The sequence below is a fragment of the Gimesia aquarii genome (assembly GCF_007748175.1).
GTDB classification, from domain to species: Bacteria; Planctomycetota; Planctomycetia; order Planctomycetales; family Planctomycetaceae; genus Gimesia; species Gimesia aquarii_A.
The window spans coordinates 4,279,418-4,301,966 of sequence record NZ_CP037422.1 but is presented as its reverse complement, the minus strand read 5'-3'; the positions used below and the strand labels follow the sequence as shown (position 1 = coordinate 4,301,966).

The window sequence follows — 22,549 nt, the reverse complement described above, 5'->3', positions numbered from 1 at the left end:
ATACTCGCTTTTCATCAAAAGTGGTTTCATGTGAGCGTCGTTAAGGTCAGCGGAGTTGGTATTGTTTGTACTTCGACTTGGCCATTACGGACACGAACAGTAATTTTTTGAAGAGGTTCAGGTGGTGGTCCTGCTGCTACAGTTCCATCTTCATAATAAACGCCGCCATGACAGGGGCACATGAACAATTTAGGGTCATCCACCCATCTGACGGGACATCCCAGATGGCGGCAATTAATTGAAAAAGCGATAAACTCTGTTTCACTCACACGCCGAAGCCAGGCACCTGCCGTGGCAGTAACTCCCGCCCAGGCGACAGGCGACGGGTCTTCGTATTGGACCAGCACAAATCCACCGACTTTGAAATCTTCAAGTTTGCCAACGGCTCGCCATTTCTCTTTTGGTTTTTTGAAAATAGGGGCGAGTACATATCCAATCACGGGCATGGTAATGACCAGACCGATCACCGCTGACAATCCGATCGAAAGCCGCGTCAGAAATGTTCTACGCGGATGCTGGCAACACGGTTTGTCAGATTGCTGTGGTGGTTGATTATTCAAGGCGTTTCACTCCATGAATTACGAATCTCATTCATCCAGGACCAGATTGCACCGACGATTACAGCCGCTCCGATCAAGGACATACTCCAATGTGTTAAAATTCCCCAAAGCATGAATGTAATGCCCATGGCGAGCGCGGCTGGAGCATATGTTGGTTCGATTTCCTGCTCTGTTAATTCCTGTTCTAAATTTTCCTGCTCGGGAGTTTCTTGTAACTCTTCTTGATTCATGAGCGTGCCTCCCGGAGCGAGTTGGTTGTCCCAGCTGTTTGTGGTGTAAGTTGTTCCATTTCAGAATACCACCTTTTGAGTACGACCATAATGGCACAGACATAAAGTGAGCAGGGGGGGACCCACATTAAAAGTCCGCCTAATCGTTGATCAAGTGCGGGGGTCATTCCCTGGTCATAAAGCAGATGCATAATTCCTAATCGATCAATAGGGTTGGCAAATGCCGGGCAGATCGAAATGACGGTGAATGTAATATAGATCCCTAACAGTGTGCATCCGAGGCAGGCTGAGAACAGGTAAATCATGGCAAGTGGCGAAGGCAGGTGATAGCGTTTCAAAGGCGAAAATATGGGCCACCAGAATACGAGACCTGCGAGCAAAAATGTGGCATCGCGAAAAACTCCCAGCGCATAATTCTCTGTTGAAGCATTACAAAACGAAGGAACATGCCAAAACCACATGACACCTAAGCCGCTGAGCCAGCCTAGAAAAGGGACTGCCAACACATAACCCAGTCGGTTCATGAAGGGGTGGCTAAAGAGTGATTCTATGGCAGATCTGGAAAAACTCAACAGGAGGAAGAGCGGTACAATCAGTAGCAGTAACAGATGCTGAATGACATGGGCACTAAACAGGTAACCGTCGGACAAGACTCCGATGGGTGAGACATACGCCATCGCCAAAGTGAACATTGCGAAAATGAAATAGAGACTGCGTTTACCTAATGTGCCTCGTTGAATTAAAACGTAGAGCCCTATCAGAGACAAGACCAGTAACCAGACTGGTGAACTCCATTTCCATAATCCGCTTGTTAAATCGAAATACGAACTCATTGCAGAAGTCCCAGATAAATAATTCCAAAAACAAACAGCCAGACAACATCTACAAAGTGCCAATAAACGCCTACTGCGCCAAACACATGTGATTTTTTGGGAGTCAGATTCCCTTTGACTCCCATAAAGAGCATCACGATCAACGCAAGGACTCCCGCGGTAACATGAATTCCATGGAATCCGGTGATCGTAAAAAATGTTGCTGTAAAGAGATCGGTATTAATTGTTACATTACTAGTTAACAAACCGGTATATTCCCAAACCTGTCCTGCCAGGAAGATGGTTCCAAACAGGATCGTCACTCCCAGCGAGAAGGTAAACATTGATTTCTTGCCAGCTTTTAAAAATCGTTCTGCGAGCCAGAAGGTCACACTACTAGAGATGAGGAACAGACTAAAAATACCGGTTCGTTCCACATCTAATACGGAAGCGGTAACCATGCCTCCGCGATTGCGTGTGTTAAACACGACAAAAGCTATCAGTAATAACAGAAAGAAGACGGCTTCAGAAGCAATAAATGACCATGCCGCAAGTTTAGGTAAATTAAGTCGCTTGCCTTTGTCGGGTGGCGTCTGTGCGGACTTCCAATCTGCGTATTCGGGGTGGTTCATATCCCAAACGGGACGACGGCTTTTGATTTCTGGGAGCGAGCTAAAGTTTTCAGGTGGTGGTGGGGAAGTCGTCGCCCATTCCAGTGTGAACGCGTCCCATGGATTATCGCCGGCAATTTTGCCTTTGCGTAAACTGATCCAGATATTCCAAAGAAATACCAGTGTGCCGACAGCCATAAAGATAGCACCGATTGAAGCAATTCCATTTAAGAGTGCCCAGCCGGGATTGTCAGCGTAAGTATAAACCCGTCGGGGCATGCCCATCATTCCCAGAAAATGCTGGACCATAAATGTCATATTAAAGCCGAGGACCCACAACCAGAATTGCAGGATTCCCAATCGTTCGTTGAGCATGCGGCCGGTCATCTTAGGAAACCAGTAATAAGCGGCTGAGAATAAAGAGAAGACAAGTCCACCAATCAATACATAATGAAAATGGGCAACCACAAAATACGTGTCAGTCAATTGCCAGTCGATCGGGACGGCTGCGAACATAATCCCCGTTAAGCCACCGATGACAAACTGCAGCAGAAAGCCAACAGCAAAGTGTAATGCCGTATTGAATTGGATTTCTCCACCCCAGAGTGTGGCCGTCCAGTTAAAGACTTTGATGCCTGTGGGAATGGCAATCAGTAGGGAGCCGATGGCAAAAAAGATATCGGCATACATACCCAGTCCGACAGCAAACATGTGATGCGCCCAGACTCCATAGCCGAGTAGCACGATTGCCACTGAAGAACCCGCTACAAAAGTGTAACCATAGATAGGCTTGCGGGAGAATACAGGGATGACTTCGGAGATCATCCCAAAACCGGGCAGGATTAAGATATAAACTTCTGGGTGGCCAAAGATCCAGAAATAGTGTTGCCAGAGAACCGCAGACCCGCCGCGTGTGGGATCGAAAAATGCCGAACCAAGCCAGCGGTCAATTAACAGCATTGCCAATGCCGAGTTTAATGCCGGTAATGCCAGGATGATCAAAATGACCTGCATTAACATCATCCAGACGAATAGCGGAACCCTCTGCAAACTCATACCTGGTGCACGCATGCAGATAATCGTGGCGAAGATATTAATCGCTCCGGAAACGGAGCCCACTCCCATGATTAGTAAGCCAATGATCCAATAGTCAACACCCTGCAATGAACTATAGGCTTTGGTGGAAAGAGGAACATAGCTGAACCAGCCAGCATTGGGGGCTGAGCCTGTCAAGAAACTATAGTGTATCAGCAGGGCCCCAAAAAATAGCATCCAGAATCCGAAGGCATTTAAACGTGGAAACGCAACATCACGGGCTCCGATCATCAATGGTACAAAGTAATTGGCAAATCCGGTCAATACGGGCATTCCCACCAGAAAGACCATGGTTGTGCCATGCATGGTAAATAACTGGTTGAACATTTCCGGCGAAAGTAAGGTGTTATTGGGGAATGCCAATTGCGCTCGCATCAACAATGCTTCAAATCCCGCCACAGCCAGATAAAAGACGGCGGTCAGAATATACATAATACCGATGCGTTTATGATCGAGTGTACTCACCCAGTCGAGCATGACGGTCGAAGTGACTGGAGGTTCGATACTGGCAAGTTCTGATTGTTTGATCGATCCTGTCGTCACTCGAGTGTCTCCAGGTAGGCTACGAGTTGTTTGAGATGCTCTTCATTTAACTTAAAATTGGGCATTTTACATCCTGGTTTGAGTGCTTGTGGATCTTTTAACCACAGCGCCAGATTTTCCGATGAATTCTCGATCACACCTGCACCAATTTCTTTGCGACTGGCAAAATGCGTCAAATCAGGACCAATCCTGGCTTTGGCTGGTGTGCCCTCAATCGTATGGCATTGTTGACAGGTCGCCTGGAAAAAGAACTGTTTACCAGCAAATGCTAACTGTTCATCAGCAGAGGCCAATGGAGAGAGTAATTTTGGTTGAGCGACTGCTTTGTTTTCACTCGCCAGCCATTGCTCATATTCCTCATTAGATACTGCATATACTTTGAAGTTCATCCAGGCATGCTGAGCACCGCAATATTCGGAACAGCGTCCCTGATATGAGCCGGGCTCACTGGCTTCTAGCCAAATATAATTTTCGCGTCCTGGGATGGCATCGATCTTTCGGCCAAGTTGTGCCACCCAAAAGCAATGAATCACGTCATCAGAGGAAATCTGAACCCGTAGCTTTTTACCGACAGGGATATAAATTTCATTCGCAGAGATCACACCTGATTTCGGATATTCGACTTCCCACCACCATTGATGGCCGGTCACAATTAAATCGATTTCGCTCAGATCTGTTTTGCCGTCTGGATCAGCTTTAGGAATGGCATTGAGGGTGATCACCAGATTTGCACTAATCGCGACGAGCCAAATCACAATAATGACAGGACCGACCATCCAGGCAATTTCTGTTTTTTCGCTACCGAAATCCTGTTCAGGCAATGTCTGTTTGCGGCGACCGCGTGAGATGGCGATCAAGATGAGGCCTGCCACAATCGCAAAGATGATCGCACTAATCAGTAGCACTTGAAGAAATAAATCGTTAATTGCCTCTGCCTGTGGAGACGCGGGGTCAAGAACAGGAATCACAGAGTTCATAATCAATGCCTGGAGCTTGGTCTTCAAAGGTGTCTACTTTGTATTGACGGAGCAGTCTGATTCGTTACTGAGTGCAGTACATAGTGTGATTAATCGATGTGAATTGATCAATTTCTATTCAGAAAAAATCTTAGATGAATACAAAACAAAATCATATTGATAGAACCCAAATGAACTATCTTACCTAAGTCGATATGAAATGCAGAATGCTTTCATACCGGCAGTCTGAGATTCTACCTCATCTATTATCGTACAGACTGTAACATAACCTGAGAATTATTGAACAGCTTCCGTGTGAAATTCTTATGTGATCAACAATTTTTTGTAGTGATTTCTGCTCATCAAACGTTTGTTGATGGCATTTGTTCCAGAGTGGGTCTAGTGTGCCAATACGCCCAGAGAATGAAAAGACCTTGTACGGGAAGCCGTATCAAATGTAACCAGGAAGGAGCGGGCATGATTTCCTGATGTAAATAGAGATGAATATTAGCGGGAAAAACCGCGATCAGTAATGCGATAATCCCCCAGGCAGCTCCTTTTGAGATTCGTTGAAAACAGAGAGAGATTCCCAGCCCGATTTCAAAGAATCCGCTCAGGTAAACCAACTCAAGATGCCAGGGTAAATAAGGGGGCATGATCTTCAGAAAAAAAACTGGATTCCCAAAGTGCATCACCCCCGCACTCACCATAAACAGGGCGAGCAAATATTTTGAGAATGTTTTCATCTCTTTTCTCTATAGACACGAATTCGAGCAACAAAGGTGTTCTTAACACCGTCTATTTAAAAGCAGAAGCAATGATATTAGATAAGCTGACCAGACGCCAAGGTGCTTTCGACCGAATCGCCGTTGTTAATATTACCGCAAAGCCATCACGACGGCGGTCCATCCAGACCATTGTACCCGTGGCGCCAGTATGACCAAAAACACTTCGGTCGAGAAGATTTCCCCAGCTACCACTCTGGCCAGGGTGATTCAATCGCCATCCCAGTCCCCACGGTTGAGAACGGCGAATCGGTTCCGGCATGTCAGGGTAATCATTGAGCCGATTCGTTGTCGCCATTTCCATCATCGATCGAGAAAGCAGACGCACGTCATTCTGTTCGCCGTAGTTGAGCATCCATTGACAGAGGACAGCCATATCTTCGGGAGAACTAAACATGCCTCCCCAGGGGACGCCGAGGTCCTGCCAGTACTCACTGTTCCAGCCAAACTTCGAACCAATTTGATATTCAGGCGTTTCAACACGCACAAGACGTTCGCGCGGAAAATCACCACGCCCGAGCCAGGTGCTTTGCAGACCCAATGGCTTGATGATTTCATCACGCACATGTTGGGCAATCGTTTTTCTAGTGATGCGTTGTATGATTTCGGCAACAATTAATGTCCCCATACTTTGGTAACTAAGCCCAGTTCCTGCAGGTTGAAAGAGAGGCACTGTGTCATAGATAGCACCACGAATGAATTTCTCTAAGGGAGCCAGTGACTGACGTAAGGCGACATTGTTTTCCAGCATATCAGGCATACCCGATGTATGCGTAAACAGATGATGTACCAGGATCGATTCCTTATGGTGCGCTGCGAAGTCGGGAATGTAATGCGTGACAGGGACCGTTAATACCAATTCACCACGTTCCACCAGTTTCAAAGCACTCATGTAAACAATTGGTTTGGTAATTGAAGCAAGAAGGAACATGCCGTCTCGTCGAACGGCTTCTGCGTTATTTTCCGGTCCCTGTTTTCCAAAGAACTGTGGTTCCACAATTTTCCCATGCCGTCCGACCACAATGGCAGCTCCGGGAATGCTGCCTGCTTCCGTCCATTCTGTTAGTAATTTTCCCGCTTGCTGTATCCGTTCTCCATCGAGGTTGATCTCCTGGGGTTTTACAATGGGAAGTGAAGTCATATATGTGTCCTCAAAGATGGTTGTCTGCGTTGACTCTGGCCAACTTATTCACGATGATCAATCTCATCGCATTCGTCAAGCGAATTTGAGACCGACTGACAAACCGGATGAGATTCAATTAGAAAAAGGTCAATTTGATGAACCAGAATTTTTCTGTCCTATTCACTCTCTTTTGTCAGGTACTTTGGTTAGCAAGTTTAAAGGCGGCAGAGTTACCTGCTCAGAATGGAACCGTTACAATCGAAACTCAGGAATGGCCATTCAAGCCAGGACCACGTTCGGTCAAAGTGTATCTCTATTATCCCGGTAACAAACTGGCAAATGTGACTGCAGAGACCGGTTTGATGCTCAACCTGCATAATTGGGGGGGAACCAATACTTCGGGAGCCGGGAATCCGGCCGTACTCACTAAAGAATTGAACGTAATTGCAATCTCTGTCGATTACCTGCAAAGTGGTCCCTGGAAACCACAGACCGGAGCACCGTATGATTTTGGATATTTGCAGGCCATTGATGCATTGCGGGCACTTTCTTTTGTATACCATGAATTGATCAAAGAAAAAATTCCGTTTAACTCTCGTCGAATCTATTCTTCGGGAGGCTCCGGTGGTGGGAATGTGACTTTGATGTGTAATAAACTGGCACCCCATACATTTACCTGTGTCGTTGATATTTGTGGAATGCCACGACTCACCGATGATATTGCATTCAACTTACCCGGCGGCAGTGTGTTGAATGCGCGTTACAGCCAGGATAAAAGTTCTGCCAGTTATTTGACGCCGGGAGCTCAAGAGATTCGCTACATTGGGAATCCCGCACACTTAAAAGTAATGAAAGATCTGGGGCATGAAACAAAAATTGTGATCATTCACGGAACCACTGACAATTACTGTCTCTTTCCTGATGCAAAGCAGATGTATGAAAATATGAAAGCCGCAAACCTGGATGTGGAAGCCAAATTTGTGACTCCCAAGGATATTGATAAGGTGGTTTTCAGATCGACCGGTCATTCACTCGGTGATCGAACCAAGATGATGACGAAATTTGGTGGCAAATATATGATACCGGGGCGAGCGAAATTTCGTTTGCGCAAATCTCCCACCGATTTTGAATTAAATCAGGACGTGATTTACCCGACATCAGACGGACGTTTTGTGGTCTCGTATGCAGATGGCAAACCTACCATCCATTTTGAACCAAAGGGCACACACTCAAAGGCCACTTCTGATCAAAATTAAAGCGACTTCTTTTGTGATTTGAACTTCAAACAGCTTATTACACTTTAAAGTCGATCAAGGCTTTAGGTGGGAGGGCAACACGCAGTGCATTCAGCACGGCCAGCACATCAATGACCTCCTGCGAGATAGCTCCGGCTACCGGTGGTAAGTATCCGGCTGAAGCGAGCAGCATACCCAGGATGCTCAATCCCATGCCTCCCAGGGCACTTTGCAGGGCGATCCGTCGCATACGACGACTGATGTGTAGAAATTCATCAATTTTTTGTAAAGAACTATCCATCACGATCACATCAGCGGCTTCGGTAGTCACATCGCTATTTTGACCAAAGGCGACTCCCACAGTCGCCGCCATCAGGGCGGGAGCATCGTTGATTCCATCACCCACAAAGATCGTGTTGGTGTCTTTTGTTTCGGTGTTTACGATTTCCAGCTTTTGTTCCGGGCTTTGACTAAAAAAGACATTTTCGATTCCCACTTGATCCGCAAGATAGCGAACCTCAGATTCCCGATCCCCGGAGACCAGCATGGTTCGATGGATTTGATGTTGTGGTGAGAGATGATTAATAAAGGAGAGTCCATCGGTACGAGGTGTATCGCGAAAACGATAGATACCAGCATATTGGTCGTTGATCAGGATCACACATTCCAGACCTCCTGCTTGGGGTGGTAATTGATCTGCAAGATCGGGTTGTTGTTTGAGAAGTTTCTTGCGACTTGTAATCTGGATCGTCTGTCCGGCGACCGTTCCCTGTAAGCCTTCTCCCGGTGGTTCGCTAATCTCAGTGGCATCATGAATCACGGTTTTGGCTTCCTGCATCGCAGTCATAATGGCGACCGCCAATGGATGCTTGGAAAATCGTTCCAGACTACCTACGAGGGAAAGGACTTCGTCTGGTTCGAATCCGGTTGCACATAACTGTTCCGTCAGTACCGGCTTACCATAGGTCAATGTACCTGTTTTATCAAAAATAATCGTACGGCAAGTGTCGGCAGTTTCCAACGCGGTAGGATCACGAACAATGATTGCTCTGCGGGCTGCAAGAGAAATCGAACCGATGATGGCAACCGGAATTGCAATTAGCAGCGGGCAGGGGGTGGCAACTACCATCACTGCCAAGAATCGCACGGGATCACCAGAAAGGAACCAGGCCACCAGTCCAATCAAAACGGCAAGTGGTGTGTACCACGCACCAAGTTTATCAGCCATTCGCCTCATGCGGGGGCGATGCTGTTCCGATGTTTGCATCACCTGCATGATTTTTGCATAACGGGAATCCACGGCCCGTTTTTCCGCGCGAATCGTCAGTGCGGATTCACCATTAATGGCACCGGAAAGCACCTGAGATCCCGGAGTCTTGGACATCATATAGGGCTCACCCGTAAGATAGGATTCGTCCATCACGCCATGACCTTCGAGTACCACTCCATCAATGGGACAAATTTCGTGTGGAAAAATCACTAACGTGTCCTCGACGGCGATTTGTTCCAAGGGAACATCATCAACCTTCGAATCGACTTTGAGATGAGCAATCGAGGGCATCCTTTTACTTAATGCTTGCAGCACAGAGGAAGCACTACGAACGGCATAGGCTTCTAATGCTTCTCCCCCGGAAAGCATCAATACAACCAGAGAGCCTGCGAGATACTCATGCAATAAAACAGAGACAACAATGGAAATTCCCGCCAGTAGATCCGAACCAAACTCACGATGGATCATTTTGACCAACAGTCCCCAAACCAGAGGTGTGCCGCCCAGGCTGAGGACTAACCAGAGCGGTATGTTCTGTGTAGTTTCAGCGCTAATCAGCCCATAGCGCAACACCAGATGGATGGCGATCATGATGATCGTAAACAGGGCGATCCATGTTTCCAGAGATTTCCAGACAGGTGAACCCGGTCTCGTCGGATTGGGGTTTGACACGCTCAGCCTTTGATGAATGATACGATTCTTGTTTTATTTATATCTATAGAATACAGCACGACATTTCATACTGGAAACAAAAACAGCCCGGTATTTAAAACCAGGCTGTTTTTTAATGAGAATACTATTTCTTTATTGAGGTAACCGTCCGGATTCTACTTTGGGGAACGCACCAGTACAGGCCTTCATAAACTCGACCAGATCTTTTTTATCCTGATCTGAGAGGTTCAGTTTTTTGACTTTGTCGCTGAGATAAGGGTTCGGGTGGCCTCCCTTGTTGTAGTGCTCAACAACTTCCTCCAGAGTTTCAAAAGCTCCATCGTGCATATAGGGAGCGCTTAGAGCCACATTACGAATGGTGGGCGTTTTGAAAGCACCTTTATCTTTTTCCTGTTTGGTAACAACATAACGCCCCAAATCAGGATTCTTGACTGTCATTCCCACGCCGAGGTTATGATATTTTTCGTCTGCCAGATTCGGTCCTAAATGGCAGGCAGCACAGTTTACCTTTTCACTAAAAAATAACGTACGTCCCCGCAAAGCACTTTTTGACATCGGGTTTGCTTTGGTTAATGCTAAAGTAGCCTTGTATTCCTCTTCCAGATCCTCAAGATCTTCTTTGTCCATTTTCAGGAACGGACGCAGTTGTTCCTGAAAATCAAAGGGTGACGGGCCTGTGACCAGGGTTCGCTCGAAGGAAGCGATGGCTTTGCCGATATTGTCAATCGTCACTCCCTCTTTGAAAATTTTGTCGAACTGTATCTGGTAGCCAGGAATCTCTTTGACTGTTTTTACAGCATTTTCGTGCGTATTTCCCATTTCTATCGGATTGGCGATGGGGCCGACTGCCTGTTCTTCCAATGAAGCGGCACGACCATCCCAGAATTGTGCACCACTGAGAATGCGGTTGTAGCTGACAGGAGAGTTACGTCCCCCTTGCAATCCTTTAATACCGACACCGAATTGAGTTCGACGCCCGTATCCTTCGTCTGGATGATGGCAACTGGCACAACTAACGGTATTGTCTGCGGAGAGCCGAGTATCGAAATAAAGTTGTCTGCCCAGTTCTATTTTTGCTCTGGTGAGCGGATTTTCTTTGAGGCCTACAATTTGTGCGGTTCCCGCACTGAGGCCGAGTGGCAAACTTACTTCCAGAATTTCATGATTTTCTGGTTGACTCAACCATTCCTTAATTTCTTTGACAGTTAACGGGCCTTTCCCTGGAATACCGGATGTCAGATCATCCGTGCCTAACAGCACCTTGTTAGACTTTTTGGCTGGTGGCTGTTTCGTTTCTCCAGCGTAAGCAACCCCTTGCTGGTCGATTTTATATTGAGTTGCGCTGATTGAAATACCCAAAGCGAGACTGAACTTCAATAACAAAGCATACCGACCATGATGCAATAATTTCATTACACTGTTTCCTTGGGGGAACACCCAGTAGTTTTAACAAAGTTGAATTTCTGAAATAGAGATCAATCATCTGTTGACATATCAAATTATAGACATGCGAAATAGGCATTTCAATTTGCAAAATCAAACAGCGAATGTGATCAGGCAAGACGAATGTGCACACAACATGCATGTGCTCTCATCTTAGCTGACTTCAGCGGGGCTGGTTTGTAGCAGAACCATCTCGCGATATTTTCCGTCTGCTTCCATAAGATCATCATGAGTGCCAATTTCCGTAATACGTCCTGCTTCAAATAGAACGATGCGGTCCGCATGCGTAATTGTGCTGAGTCTGTGTGCAATTACAAAACAGGTACGATCCTGCATTAATGAAGTCAGACTCGCCTGGATTAATCGTTCACTTTCTGTGTCGAGATTACTCGTCGCTTCATCAAAAATTAAAATACGTGGATCTGCCAGAATCGCACGGGCAATGGCCAGCCGTTGTCTTTGTCCTCCACTTAGCTTGACGCCGCGTTCACCAATTAATGTGTGGTAGCCGTTGGGAAGGTCTTTGATAAATTCATGCGCGTTGGAAATTTCTGCAGCGTGTAGTATTTCCTCGTCAATGGTGTGGCGGTCTCCGTAGCCGATGTTATCAGCCACCGTTCCATCAAAGAGAAAGACATCCTGTTCCACGACGCCAATGTGATTACGATAGCTTTCGACATCAAGCTCTGTTAAATCGGAACTATCGAGTAATACACGTCCTGTGGTTGGATCATAGAAGCGTGCGACAAGATTGCAGAACGTGGTTTTGCCGGCTCCACTGGGACCGACGAGCGCAATGGTTTCACCCGGTTCAACTTCGATAGAGATATCCTGCAACGCAAATTGTTCTGAGCTGGGATATTGGAAACTGACATTTTCAAACGTGATCCGTCCGGAAATCTCTGATTTGCCAATCGTTCGCGCGGTGGATGATTCCATTTCACGGGGTTCTGCTAATAGATCGAGCACGCGGTCAAAACCGGAGAGACTATTTTGGAACTGAGCTGCGCTTTGAGCGAGTACCGCTAAGGGACCCAGTAACATTAATAAATAGGCAAGAAACATCACCAGGTCACCTAAGGTGAGTTGTCCTTGCAGTACCTGCCAGCCACCATATAAAAGCAGGCACGCCGACGCGACAGGGATCACGGTTTCCCACACGATTTCAATGAGTCGCGACCACCACCAGGCGTACAATTCCTGGCGTCCCATCAAATGGTTCCCGCGTAAAATGCGGCTTGTTTCTGAACGCTGTCTGCCAAAGGCGCGGACGACTCTCATACCACCAAATGATTCTGTTGCCAAACCATCGACGTTGACGCGTTGCGCCCTGATTTTGCGATGCTGTGGTCGAATTCGACTGATCCACGTACGATGCGTCAGGTAAACCATGGGGACCAGAAACAGTGCCCCCAGGAGTAATCGCCAGTCTACCCACGCCAGAATGATTAAGCTCCCCAATAATTGGATGATGGCACGCCAGGGGTTATAGAGCATCCCAAAAACCAGTTCACCTACACTGCCGGCATCTTCACGCAGGATACTGGCCGCCCCACCTGATTTTAATTCCTGAATACGATGCAAGGGGAGACGAACTGCTTGTGCAAATACGTCTTTTCTTACTTTCATTTGAATGAGTTTGGTTACGCGAGTCGCGTGCCAGCGCCCCCAGATTTGCAATCCGATACGAATCATTGAAATCAATATGACGCTAATCGTGATAAAGACCAATAGTGGCCAGGGGTCATGAGGAATCCACTGAGGCGTCATCGGAGGGAGTGGGTTTTTATCCAGAACATAATCGACGACAAATTTCGTTGCAGCAGGAGGAATAAGTGCCAGGAGTGTGGCGATGGTCAAGGTGACCAATGAGAGAATGACGGACCAGCGATGCAATTTGAGTAGATCGAAGAAGCTGCGTACCAGTTCCCATGAAGAACGTTCTCGTTTTGAAGATTTTTTGCCCTGTTGGGGAGCATGTTCTTCATGAAATTCTGTTTTGTATTGTTCGAATTGTTTACGACTGGAATGCGAATTCGTACTCATTGAGGTTCTTTGTTTTAGCGGTGCTTTTAATCGTATACCACTTCAGGAGACACAATCGATTGCGAATCGTTAGAGGCTGATGTCCCAAATGGAGGAGTTTTGCAAACAGAAATCCACAATTCAATTATATCCAGCGGCACACATTAATGCGAATTGGGAGTTGCCAGTAGACAATTTGAGGCTAGATAAAAGCTCTGTTTTTTGTTTTTTGCCTGAGGTGTTCCTAGGAGACATTTAGAAAAAGAATCGATCAATGTAGACTTAAAGAAGAAAAAAGTAGCCCAGGCAGAGTGACTACCTGGGCTAAAGATCAAACAAATATCTATTTTATTCTGTTATTTTAAGTCAAAATTGATTTCATTTCCGTCCTCTTTGACAATCGCAGTCAGCCCAGAAGTCTTGGGGCTCATACTATACTTTTCAGGAATGAGAGATAAGTCTTCGTTTGCAGCAGCAGATTCTGCTGGAAGATTAGATGTGTCACGCTCAGAAATGATCATCACTTTGTGATTTCCTATGATCGCACCATCACCCTTGGAATAAGTTGTGAGCACATAGGACCCATCTTCTTGAATCTCTCCAGAAGCTGCTTTTCCCATTCCGTCAGGTATGAAAGTAACTGAGCCTAATGGCAGCGGTTTTCCCTTGTAGGTCACTTTTCCATACACTTTTCCTGTAGGTAATTCATCTGAATTTCCTGAACAACCAGTGAAAGCGGAAAGAGTCAATAAGACAAAACAGACTACAAATTGTAATTTTAGCTTATTCATTACATCATTCTGCAAAAGATTTCTGAGAAGAAAATTAGGTAAAGAGATCATGATTTCAAAGAGTTTAAATTAAAACTCTCCGAGGACTTCACCAGTTGACCGCGTTGCAATCGCTTTAAGAAGGTCCAGGTTCAAACTTGCTGACAGGAATCGTACACTTCCATCACAGAGAAGCATGTGAGCACCTCCTACGTGTTGGCTGCGCCATCCAACTCCATATTGTGAATGATTACCTGATCCAATTGGATATTGAACCGCCTTTGTATCCAACATTAAATAACCATCGTTACCTGCAGGGCTTCCGTAAGCATATGAAGCCCATGTCCAGGGAGCAATATCGTCCCAGCCACCTTTTGCGCCGCTCCATCCAATGTAACTTGATAATTCACCTAGCAAAAAAGTATTGGTTGTGCCATCGGTTATATCTCTGAAGCGAGTTTTGTGACGGGGATAGAGGACGCCAGATGTGACATAATGCCGACTGGAATTAGTTCCATTGACTAATCCGACATCCACTGATCCTGCATTTCCTCGGTAGTGCAAGGAAGCATCATTTCCGGGATTGCCACCCCATCCTGTTGTATAGTCTCCTGCACGCTCTCCAATTTCTGACGAAGGGCATATCAATACAGTGATGGGATCGGTATAGAGATTGATGTCACCATTGTGCGGTGGAGTTGTAAAGCGGTAAGGCTGAACTCTAGTCAATTCACCTAAATTATCTATCGCATTGTAACGAGCTGCCTCTTCAATATATGGGAAAATGCGTGGTACCCACCCACTGATGTATCCATAGCTATGGAAATACCCTGTTGGGAGCATATTAAAATTGTCATGGTAGTTGTGGAAAGCAAGACCGAGTTGTTTCATATTGTTTTTGCACTGTGACCGCCGAGCCGCTTCACGGGCTTGTTGTACCGCCGGTAAGAGTAGAGCGATGAGAATTGCGATGATGGCAATCACGACCAATAATTCAATTAACGTAAACGCCTTTCTTCTCACTAAATGGTCCATTGTTCATTTCCTTTAAAAAACTTATGAAATATTTGGAAAACGGGAACTATGAGCGTCTAATTTACTTAAGATTATAAAATAAAAAATTATGATCCGGAGAACTTTGATTAATCCTAAAAAATAAGTCTTTTTCTAGTAATTCACACACAACGTAATTAATATACAATCAATTGTTAATATATATTAGTAATAATTATTTAATTATATAAGGTTAAGAGGAGTGGTCAACTTATTTTCAGATATTCTTGATAATAAACAAAAAGCTACCAAAGTAGATCTATTGTTATCTATTGAAACTTCCTATTAGGTCAGGCTCGTATAGGAGAGCATTACTCTGTCATTGCAATATGATGTGAATCCAGTCTACTCCCTGGAGGCGACTTTTAGTGGTTACTCTGGACCTGAGGTAACCCCCTAAGTAACATGAAATTACTGCGTGTATGACTTTGCCTGCCTCATGATTTCTTCACTTGGATATCCTTCTGTTTTGAAACCAATTGCCAGTCTTTTCAAACCATTAATAATCGTTTTCGTCTTATTGACTTTTGATAAGATCTGCCTGGCGGGTGAAGTGAACTTCAGTCGTGATATTCTTCCGATTCTGTCCGACCGCTGTTTTCATTGTCATGGTCCTGACCCCACTCATCGAGAAGCGGACTTGCGTCTTGATCAACAGGAAGAGGCGACTCAGGATCGTGATGGAACGACTGCCATCGTTCCAGGAAAACCAGAGGCGAGTGAATTATTTGCCAGGATTACAACCAGTGATCCTGATCTCTTAATGCCACCCCCCGACTCTCATCGGAAAAAGTTAACAAAGAAACAAATTGCGACGCTTAAAAAATGGATCGCCGAGGGAGCAGAGTGGGGCAGGCATTGGGCATTTGAGAAACCGTTGAAAACAGAGTTGGTAAATCAGGAACTCAATCCGATTGATGAGTTCGTCCAACGTAAACTGGCCGAGGAGGGTTTAAAGCTTTCACAACTGGCATCAAAACGAACACTCATTCGGCGGCTTTCTTTTGACCTGACCGGATTGCCTCCGACTTCCGAAGAGGTAGAGTCTTTCGTCAATGATGAATCTAAAAATGCCTACCTGAAGCTCGTAAACCGTTTGCTGAAATCAAAACATTATGGCGAGCGGATGGCAATGTGGTGGCTTGATCTCGCGCGTTATTCTGACACTGATGGCTTTCAGGGCGATGCCACGCGTACCAACTGGCCGTGGCGGGACTGGGTTGTGGAATCGTTCAATGAAAATAAACCGTTCGATCAATTCACGATCGAGCAATTTGCAGGCGATTTATTACCGAATGCCACGCCGGAACAGAAGTTGGCTACCTGTTTTCATCGCAACCATATGACTAATGGTGAAGGGGGCCGCGATCCGGAGGAATCGCGAATCGATTATGTGATTGATCGGGTCAATACCACAGGAACAGTCTGGCTGGGATTGACACTCGGTTGCTGCCAATGTCACTCTCACAAGTTTGATCCGATTTCACAAGCTGACTATTACAGTCTGTTTGCGTTCTTCAACAGTATTGATGAGGATGGCAAAGCAGGCACGCGGGCGAAGCCTTATCTCAAATTTAAATCGCCGTTCGGCAAGCAAGCGATTCAAGAAGCGCTGCAGGTGGTAGATGAACGAAGACCATTGGAAGCTGCTGCTCGAAAACAGGCAGAACGAGAGTTTGAACCGTGGTTGGTTAAACAAACCGATTTAGTACAGCAAGGGTTTCAGTCTTGGCATCTGCCTCAAACCAGATCGTTGAACTCAATCGAAGGAACAGTTCTCACGCAAGAAGCGAATGGCACGGTTCAAACCAGTGGGCCGAATCCAAGACAGGATGATTATCGCTTAATTGCTTCCACGAATTTACCACGTGTCACGGGCTTGCGGCTGGAAGTCTTTCCGCATGCTTCGCACACGGATGGAAAATTAACCCGTGGTGCAAATGGTGAATTTATTTTGACTGATGTCAAGCTTCAGGTGCGTCGTCAGGGGAGTTCTCAGTTACGCGATATTGAAATCGCCAGCGCTGTTGCCGATGTTGAGAAGAATGCCAAAGGCCGTAAGTACGGAAAAATCAAAGACACGCTGGATGATGATCCCCGTAATGGTTGGACGACGGAATCGCATGATCCGAAGCAGCGACATATGGCCGTTTTTGCATTAAAGGAACCGTTGGTACTGGACGATCAGGAAGAGTTGATCTTCGTGATGTTACATCGTTCGACAGTCGGTAACGCGAACATTGGGAGATTTCGTGTGATGCTGACGGATCAGCCTGGTCAGGCAGTGCGGTCGCTGGATCCGATGCCCCTAGAAGAATTGGCAGCAGTCAAGTCGGGTCAGGATTCAAAAATTGATGCGAAGTTGAGAAAGAGACTGTTGAATCAGTTTCTCGTTGATCACGCAGCATATCAGAAGAGGAAAGCAAACCTGGATCGCGCGAATGCGCAACTCTCCAAGGTGAAAAAAGCGGCGGGTGACCTGAATGTAATGGTTTTAGCAGAGAGAAAGGAACCGCGCAAAACATTTATCCTGGAACGGGGCGTCTGGGATAAACATGGAAAAGAAGTGGTTCGCTCGGTACCAAAAACCATTTTTCCGCTACCGAAAGAAAAAACAAAGGATCGGCTTGATCTCGCGCGTTGGTTAGTCTCCCGTGAGAACCCATTAACAGCGCGGGTGGTTGCCAATCATTTATGGCAGATGTGTTTTGGTATGGGACTCGTGCGGACGCCGGGAGATTTTGGCTTACAGGGAGAACGGCCTACTCATCCTGAAGTGATTGACTGGTTAGCGGTAGAGTTGATGGAACACGATTGGGATTTACAGCATATCCTGCGTCTGATCGTGACCAGTCAGACCTATCAACAAAGCAGCAACGTTTCCCCCGCATTATTAGCCCGCGATCCGGAGAATCGACTGCTGGCGCGCGGACCCCGGTTTCGTCTCCCAAGTTGGATGATTCACGATGCGGCGCTACGAGCCAGCGGATTATTGAATCCGGTGTTGGGAGGCCCACCCGTCATGCCTTATCAACCTGAAGGAGTTTGGGCGGAAATGTTTATGGGACGCTATCGTTATGAACCCAGCCAAGGAGCCACTCAATATCGGCGCAGCTTGTATGCGTTCTGGCGACGATCGAGTGCACCAACATTTTTGTTTGATAGTGCACAACGTCGTGTGTGTGAAGTGCGTCCACGAAGAACAAATACCCCCTTGCAGGCTCTGACATTACTGAATGATTTGAGTGTCTTGGAATCCTCACGCGAGTTGGCCCGGACTGCGATGGCAAAAGAGACGACCATTTCAAACCGGCTTGATTTGATCGCTCGTCGCATTTTGTCCCGACCTTTGGACAAGCGAGAACAAGCTGTTTTGGAGCGAGAATTTCAAATGTCACACAAACATTATCGAAGTCAACCACAGGATGCATTCAAACTATTGGATGTGGGGCAACCGCCAAATAAAAGCAAAGTTGATCCTGGCGAGCTTGCCGCATATATGGTCATTGCGAGTATGGTCTTTAATCTGGATGAGGCAATTACCCATGAATGATCAAATCATAAAACAGGCAATGGATGTTTCCCGCCGTTATTTTTTGGGACGCGGTGCCGGAGTGAGTTTGGGAGCCATGGCTCTGGGTCTATTAGAACAGTCAAAATCTCTACACGCGGATCAAAAGACGGCTCTCGGCCTGGCGGATTTGCCCCATAAACCTCCCCGCGCCAAGAACGTGATTTTTCTCACGCAATCAGGTGGTCCTTCACAGATAGAACTGTTCGACCATAAACCGGGACTGATGAAGTGGGCCGGCAAGGAGCTTCCTGAGAGTGTGCGACGCGGACAACGACTCACAACAATGACAGCGAATCAAAAACAATTGATTATGCCTTCGCGTACCAAGTTCAAGCGTTATGGAGAAAGTGGTGCGACACTCGGAGAGTGGCTGCCTTACCATGGAGAGGTGGCCGACGAACTCTGTTTTATTAAATCGATGGTGACCGATCAGATTAACCATGCCCCCGCAATGACGAAATTCCTCACAGGGCATCAACTCGCAGGCCGACCATCAATTGGTGCCTGGACCAGCTATGGTCTGGGGAGTGAGAATCGGAATCTGCCCGATTATCTGGTTTTGATTTCCAAGATGAAGCGTCCCAGCGATCAGCCACTTTACGATCATTACTGGGGCAGCGGTTTTTTGCCATCCCGCTATCAAGGAGTCAAACTTCGCAATTCGAAAGAGCCCGTGCTTTATCTCCGTGATCCGGATGGACTCCCCCGCAAAATAAGACGAGGAATGTTGAATGGTATTGCCGAATTGAATCAGATGCGTCTCAAAGAAACGGGTGACCCGGAAATTGAAACGCGGATTCGTCAGTATGAGATGGCCTGGCGGATGCAGTCCAGTATTCCCGAGTTAAATGATCTGAGTGATGAACCGGAATCCACATTTGAGCTCTATGGACCCGATTCGCGTCGTCCGGGTAGCTATGCCGCCAACTGTGTGCTGGCCCGACGACTGATCGAACGCGGAGTGCGGTTCGTGCAGTTGTTTCATCCGGACTGGGATCATCACAGCCGTCTGGGGTCATGGTGTGTGGCTCGTTGTCGCGATACGGATCAGGCCAGCGCGGCGTTGGTCAAAGATCTCAAACAACGTGGGTTGTTGGATGATACATTGGTCGTTTGGGGCGGTGAATTCGGTCGGGGAGTGGCCGGTCAGGGTAAGTGGAACAGTCCCGAAGGGGGCCGCGATCATCATCCCCGCTGTTTCACAATGTGGCTGGCAGGTGGGGGTGTCAAGTCAGGCATGACTTATGGTACCACCGATGATTTCAGTTACAACGTTGCTGAAAACCCGGTTCATGTTCGAGACCTGCATGCCACGGTGTTGCACCTGCTTGGTATCGATCATGAACGTTTTTCGTATCGACATCAGGGTCTTGATTTCAAACTGACGGGTGTTGAACCGTCGAATATCATAAAGGAAATTCTGGCATGAAGCGGTTCATGATGATCATGTTTCTCATCTCTGGCATGCAGCTGAGCATACTAAGTTTTGCTAATGCACGTGAACCAGATGCAATCATCGACATCTGGCCGGGGCGTGCTCCTGGCGAGACAACGCGTGAGACAGGCAGACCACTTCCCAGACGCCCTAGTGAAAATCCTCCAGCGACGCGCGTCAAGAATATTACACGGCCTCAGTTACATGTCTTTCAACCTCCTGCTGAAAAACGAAACGGAACGGCGGTTTTGATCTTTCCTGGTGGCGGATATAGTTACGTGGTGACGGACAAAGAAGGTTCCGAGGCGGCTGAATGGCTGAATCAATTAGGTATTACGGCACTTGTCGTTCATTATCGCACAAAACAACAAAAAACACCCACTCCTCAGACCAATCAGAAATTACCTCCTTTTTCAGAGCGGCCACTTCAAGACGGACAACGGGCGTTGAGCCTGGTTCGCAAGCGCGCTAAAGAATGGGGCATCAAGCCCGATCAGATTGGTGTGATCGGCTTTTCTGCGGGGGGGCAGGCAGCGTCGCTTGTCACGACCCGGTTTAAAGATCGCTCCTATAAACCACAAGACAAGGTCGATGACGTCTCTTGCCGCCCCGATTTTAGCTTGTTGATTTATCCCTGGCGGCTGCTCGATGAAAAAACGGGGAAGCTGAATGAAGTGATCACCGTTTCGAAAAAGACCCCACCCACATTTCTTGCGCACGCTCACAACGATAGCGCCACTCCGCTAAGTAGCATCCAGTTTTATACCGCGTTAAAGCAGAACGGTGTGGGGGCTGAACTACACATTTATGAAACGGGAGGGCACGGTTACGGGATGCGGCCAGTTGAAAATTCTAACGTCGATACTTTTCCAAGTCGCGCCGAAGACTGGCTTCGCCAAAGGGCACTTATTCCCTCCAGGAAACATTAGGACCGAATGGGACTACGCTTTGAGGATTTCCTGCACGACATGTCCATGCACATCGGTCAGTCGGAAATCACGGCCCGCGTGTCGGTATGTGAGTTTTTCGTGATCGAGTCCCATGATGTGTAAGATGGTCGCATGAAAATCATGTACGTGGACCATATCTTTTACGACATAGTTGCCGATGTCGTCTGTTTCTCCGTAAACGACTCCTCCTCGCACACTGCCTCCAGCTAACCAGCAGGAAAAAGCGTTGGGGTGATGCGTGCGAGATTTGGTGCCTTTCCCATCCTGAGCCCAGGGAGAACGTCCAAATTCGGTACAAAAAACCAATAGTGTGTCTTCCAGTAAGCCACGTTGTTTCAAGTCTTTGATTAATGCGGCGATGGGTTGATCCACACGACGGGCATACTTTTCATGCGAGGCGATATCGCGATGTGCCGCGTCCCAGTTATCGCGGCAGGCACCGACGGCATCGATGACTTCAACAAAGCGTACTCCCCGCTCCACCAGACGACGCGCCATGATACATTGTGAAGCATAACTGGATTGGTCTCCTCGTTCCGCACCATAAAGTTTTAACGTTTCCTTCGTTTCTTTCGATAAGTCGAGTGCCTCTGGTGCCTGTTGTTGGAGACCTGCAGCGGCAGTAAAGGAGGCGACTCTTCCCGCTAATTGTGCATCGTGCTGGCGGTGTTTTAAATGACGTTGATTCATTTTTGTCAGCAATGAAAGTTCCAGTTGTTGTCGCTCATATGAAGTGGGAGATTTGAGAAAGGGAATCGGTTCATCGCCGGGTACGACACGCACACCGCTGTTAACCGCAGGCAAAAAGTTGGCGTCCCACAATTGGGGGCCGTTATAAGGGCGATGTTCTGAAATCACAATATGCGAGGGAAGATTTGTGTTAAAAGATTTTAGCCCGTAACTCAACCAGGCGCCTAACCCGGGCATGGCCGTGGTGGTACTGCCGGTATGAAGTTGCAGCGTAGCTTCACCATGGTCCCGGTGATCACTGTTCATGGAGCGGATTAACGCAGTTTCGTGCATCATCTTGCGAAGATGAGGAAAGAGATCACTGACTTCAGTCCCACATTCTCGATTGGGACGAAACTTCCATAGAGGGGCTTTGAGAAAACGTTTTATAATCGGTTGTCCGGAGACGGCGGCTTTCTCTTCTTCGCCAATTGATTGATCGTGCCGTTTTGTCAATTCGGGTTTAGGATCAAATGTATCGACGTGCGAATAACCGCCCGACATATAGAGCATAATTACATGCTTGGCCTGCGGGCGATGATGCGGAGTCGCAAGTTTGGCTGGCAGCGCAGTTGGCAGTAAAAGCCCCGCCGTTGTTCCGAGCCCCACTTGCAGCAGGTTTCTGCGATTGATGAATGTGGGGTTTTGCATCTTGTCACTCCTCAGTGGAAGCTGCCT

The 22,549-nt window shown here is 47.1% G+C and carries 17 protein-coding genes; 4 read left to right on the top strand and 13 right to left on the bottom strand.

Going from position 1 to position 22,549, the window contains the following annotated elements:
- Positions 1 to 26: 26 nt before the first annotated feature.
- From V202x_RS16285 to V202x_RS16255, 7 genes are all read right to left on the bottom strand, one after another.
- Entirely contained in the window at positions 27 to 560 is a 534-nt protein-coding gene (locus V202x_RS16285; protein ID WP_145177115.1) for a ubiquinol-cytochrome c reductase iron-sulfur subunit, read from the bottom strand.
- Entirely contained in the window at positions 557 to 790 is a 234-nt protein-coding gene (locus tag V202x_RS16280; protein ID WP_145177112.1) for a hypothetical protein, read from the bottom strand. Before V202x_RS16280 ends, V202x_RS16285 begins: the two co-directional genes overlap by 4 nt.
- The gene (locus V202x_RS16275; protein WP_145177109.1) at positions 787 to 1,623 is read right to left on the bottom strand and encodes a cytochrome c oxidase assembly protein; all 837 of its coding nucleotides are present in this window, start codon (positions 1,621 to 1,623) and stop codon (positions 787 to 789) included. Before V202x_RS16275 ends, V202x_RS16280 begins: the two co-directional genes overlap by 4 nt.
- Positions 1,620 to 3,851, bottom strand: a complete 2,232-nt coding sequence (gene ctaD, locus V202x_RS16270) for a cytochrome c oxidase subunit I (protein WP_145177106.1) — start codon at positions 3,849 to 3,851, stop codon at positions 1,620 to 1,622. The genes V202x_RS16275 and ctaD overlap by 4 nt, the downstream gene beginning before the upstream one ends.
- Positions 3,848 to 4,828, bottom strand: coding sequence for a cytochrome c oxidase subunit II (gene coxB, locus V202x_RS16265; protein WP_145177103.1), 981 nt, complete (start codon positions 4,826 to 4,828; stop codon positions 3,848 to 3,850). Before coxB ends, ctaD begins: the two co-directional genes overlap by 4 nt.
- A gap of 341 nt (positions 4,829 to 5,169) precedes the next feature.
- On the bottom strand, positions 5,170 to 5,553 hold the full coding sequence (locus V202x_RS16260; protein ID WP_145177100.1) for a DoxX family protein: 384 nt from the start codon (positions 5,551 to 5,553) through the stop codon (positions 5,170 to 5,172).
- A 52-nt stretch (positions 5,554 to 5,605) separates the two neighbouring features.
- Positions 5,606 to 6,733 carry a serine hydrolase domain-containing protein gene (locus V202x_RS16255; RefSeq protein ID WP_145177097.1) on the bottom strand — a complete coding sequence of 376 codons (1,128 nt, stop codon included), beginning with the start codon at positions 6,731 to 6,733 and terminating at the stop codon, positions 5,606 to 5,608.
- 137 nt (positions 6,734 to 6,870) lie between these two features.
- On the opposite strand from V202x_RS16255, the gene V202x_RS16250 reads away from it, so the two are divergent.
- The gene (locus V202x_RS16250) at positions 6,871 to 7,971 is read left to right on the top strand and encodes a prolyl oligopeptidase family serine peptidase (protein ID WP_145177094.1); all 1,101 of its coding nucleotides are present in this window, start codon (positions 6,871 to 6,873) and stop codon (positions 7,969 to 7,971) included.
- Between the two features lie 37 nt (positions 7,972 to 8,008).
- Here V202x_RS16250 and V202x_RS16245 read toward each other — a convergent pair whose 3' ends face one another.
- From V202x_RS16245 to V202x_RS16225, 5 genes are all read right to left on the bottom strand, one after another.
- The gene (locus V202x_RS16245; RefSeq protein WP_145180628.1) at positions 8,009 to 9,811 is read right to left on the bottom strand and encodes a heavy metal translocating P-type ATPase; all 1,803 of its coding nucleotides are present in this window, start codon (positions 9,809 to 9,811) and stop codon (positions 8,009 to 8,011) included.
- Between the two features lie 213 nt (positions 9,812 to 10,024).
- Positions 10,025 to 11,305, bottom strand: a complete 1,281-nt coding sequence (locus tag V202x_RS16240; RefSeq protein WP_145177091.1) for a cytochrome-c peroxidase — start codon at positions 11,303 to 11,305, stop codon at positions 10,025 to 10,027.
- A gap of 183 nt (positions 11,306 to 11,488) precedes the next feature.
- Positions 11,489 to 13,381, bottom strand: a complete 1,893-nt coding sequence (locus V202x_RS16235; RefSeq protein ID WP_145177088.1) for an ABC transporter ATP-binding protein — start codon at positions 13,379 to 13,381, stop codon at positions 11,489 to 11,491.
- A 335-nt stretch (positions 13,382 to 13,716) separates the two neighbouring features.
- Positions 13,717 to 14,151, bottom strand: coding sequence for a hypothetical protein (locus tag V202x_RS16230; protein ID WP_145177085.1), 435 nt, complete (start codon positions 14,149 to 14,151; stop codon positions 13,717 to 13,719).
- 69 nt (positions 14,152 to 14,220) lie between these two features.
- Positions 14,221 to 15,165: a DUF1559 domain-containing protein gene (locus tag V202x_RS16225; protein WP_145177082.1), complete on the bottom strand. Its 945-nt coding sequence runs from the start codon at positions 15,163 to 15,165 to the stop codon at positions 14,221 to 14,223.
- Positions 15,166 to 15,601: 436 nt separating this feature from the next.
- Between V202x_RS16225 and V202x_RS16220 the strand changes: the two genes are divergently transcribed.
- From V202x_RS16220 to V202x_RS16210, 3 genes are read left to right on the top strand one after another with little or no spacing between them, the layout of a single operon-like run.
- Positions 15,602 to 18,736 carry a PSD1 and planctomycete cytochrome C domain-containing protein gene (locus V202x_RS16220; RefSeq protein WP_232098529.1) on the top strand — a complete coding sequence of 1,045 codons (3,135 nt, stop codon included), beginning with the start codon at positions 15,602 to 15,604 and terminating at the stop codon, positions 18,734 to 18,736.
- On the top strand, positions 18,729 to 20,186 hold the full coding sequence (locus tag V202x_RS16215) for a DUF1501 domain-containing protein (protein WP_145177079.1): 1,458 nt from the start codon (positions 18,729 to 18,731) through the stop codon (positions 20,184 to 20,186). Before V202x_RS16220 ends, V202x_RS16215 begins: the two co-directional genes overlap by 8 nt.
- Positions 20,183 to 21,121 carry an alpha/beta hydrolase gene (locus V202x_RS16210; RefSeq protein WP_145177076.1) on the top strand — a complete coding sequence of 313 codons (939 nt, stop codon included), beginning with the start codon at positions 20,183 to 20,185 and terminating at the stop codon, positions 21,119 to 21,121. Before V202x_RS16215 ends, V202x_RS16210 begins: the two co-directional genes overlap by 4 nt.
- Before the next feature lie 12 nt (positions 21,122 to 21,133).
- Here the strand turns inward: V202x_RS16210 and V202x_RS16205 are convergent, their stop codons facing one another.
- The gene (locus V202x_RS16205) at positions 21,134 to 22,522 is read right to left on the bottom strand and encodes a DUF1501 domain-containing protein (RefSeq protein ID WP_145177073.1); all 1,389 of its coding nucleotides are present in this window, start codon (positions 22,520 to 22,522) and stop codon (positions 21,134 to 21,136) included.
- Between the last annotated feature and the right edge of the window lie 27 nt (positions 22,523 to 22,549).

Coding starts and splice junctions, on each gene's coding strand:
- V202x_RS16255 (WP_145177097.1), bottom strand. CDS start 6,733: ATGACTTCACTTCCCATTGTAAAACCCCAGGAGATCAACCTCGATGGA.
- V202x_RS16240 (WP_145177091.1), bottom strand. CDS start 11,305: ATGAAATTATTGCATCATGGTCGGTATGCTTTGTTATTGAAGTTCAGT.
- V202x_RS16235 (WP_145177088.1), bottom strand. CDS start 13,381: ATGAGTACGAATTCGCATTCCAGTCGTAAACAATTCGAACAATACAAA.
- V202x_RS16230 (WP_145177085.1), bottom strand. CDS start 14,151: ATGAATAAGCTAAAATTACAATTTGTAGTCTGTTTTGTCTTATTGACT.
- V202x_RS16245 (WP_145180628.1), bottom strand. CDS start 9,811: ATGATCGCCATCCATCTGGTGTTGCGCTATGGGCTGATTAGCGCTGAA.
- V202x_RS16275 (WP_145177109.1), bottom strand. CDS start 1,623: ATGAGTTCGTATTTCGATTTAACAAGCGGATTATGGAAATGGAGTTCA.
- V202x_RS16215 (WP_145177079.1), top strand. CDS start 18,729: ATGAATGATCAAATCATAAAACAGGCAATGGATGTTTCCCGCCGTTAT.
- V202x_RS16210 (WP_145177076.1), top strand. CDS start 20,183: ATGAAGCGGTTCATGATGATCATGTTTCTCATCTCTGGCATGCAGCTG.
- coxB (WP_145177103.1), bottom strand. CDS start 4,828: ATGAACTCTGTGATTCCTGTTCTTGACCCCGCGTCTCCACAGGCAGAG.
- V202x_RS16225 (WP_145177082.1), bottom strand. CDS start 15,165: ATGGACCATTTAGTGAGAAGAAAGGCGTTTACGTTAATTGAATTATTG.
- V202x_RS16260 (WP_145177100.1), bottom strand. CDS start 5,553: ATGAAAACATTCTCAAAATATTTGCTCGCCCTGTTTATGGTGAGTGCG.
- V202x_RS16280 (WP_145177112.1), bottom strand. CDS start 790: ATGAATCAAGAAGAGTTACAAGAAACTCCCGAGCAGGAAAATTTAGAA.
- V202x_RS16205 (WP_145177073.1), bottom strand. CDS start 22,522: ATGCAAAACCCCACATTCATCAATCGCAGAAACCTGCTGCAAGTGGGG.
- V202x_RS16250 (WP_145177094.1), top strand. CDS start 6,871: ATGAACCAGAATTTTTCTGTCCTATTCACTCTCTTTTGTCAGGTACTT.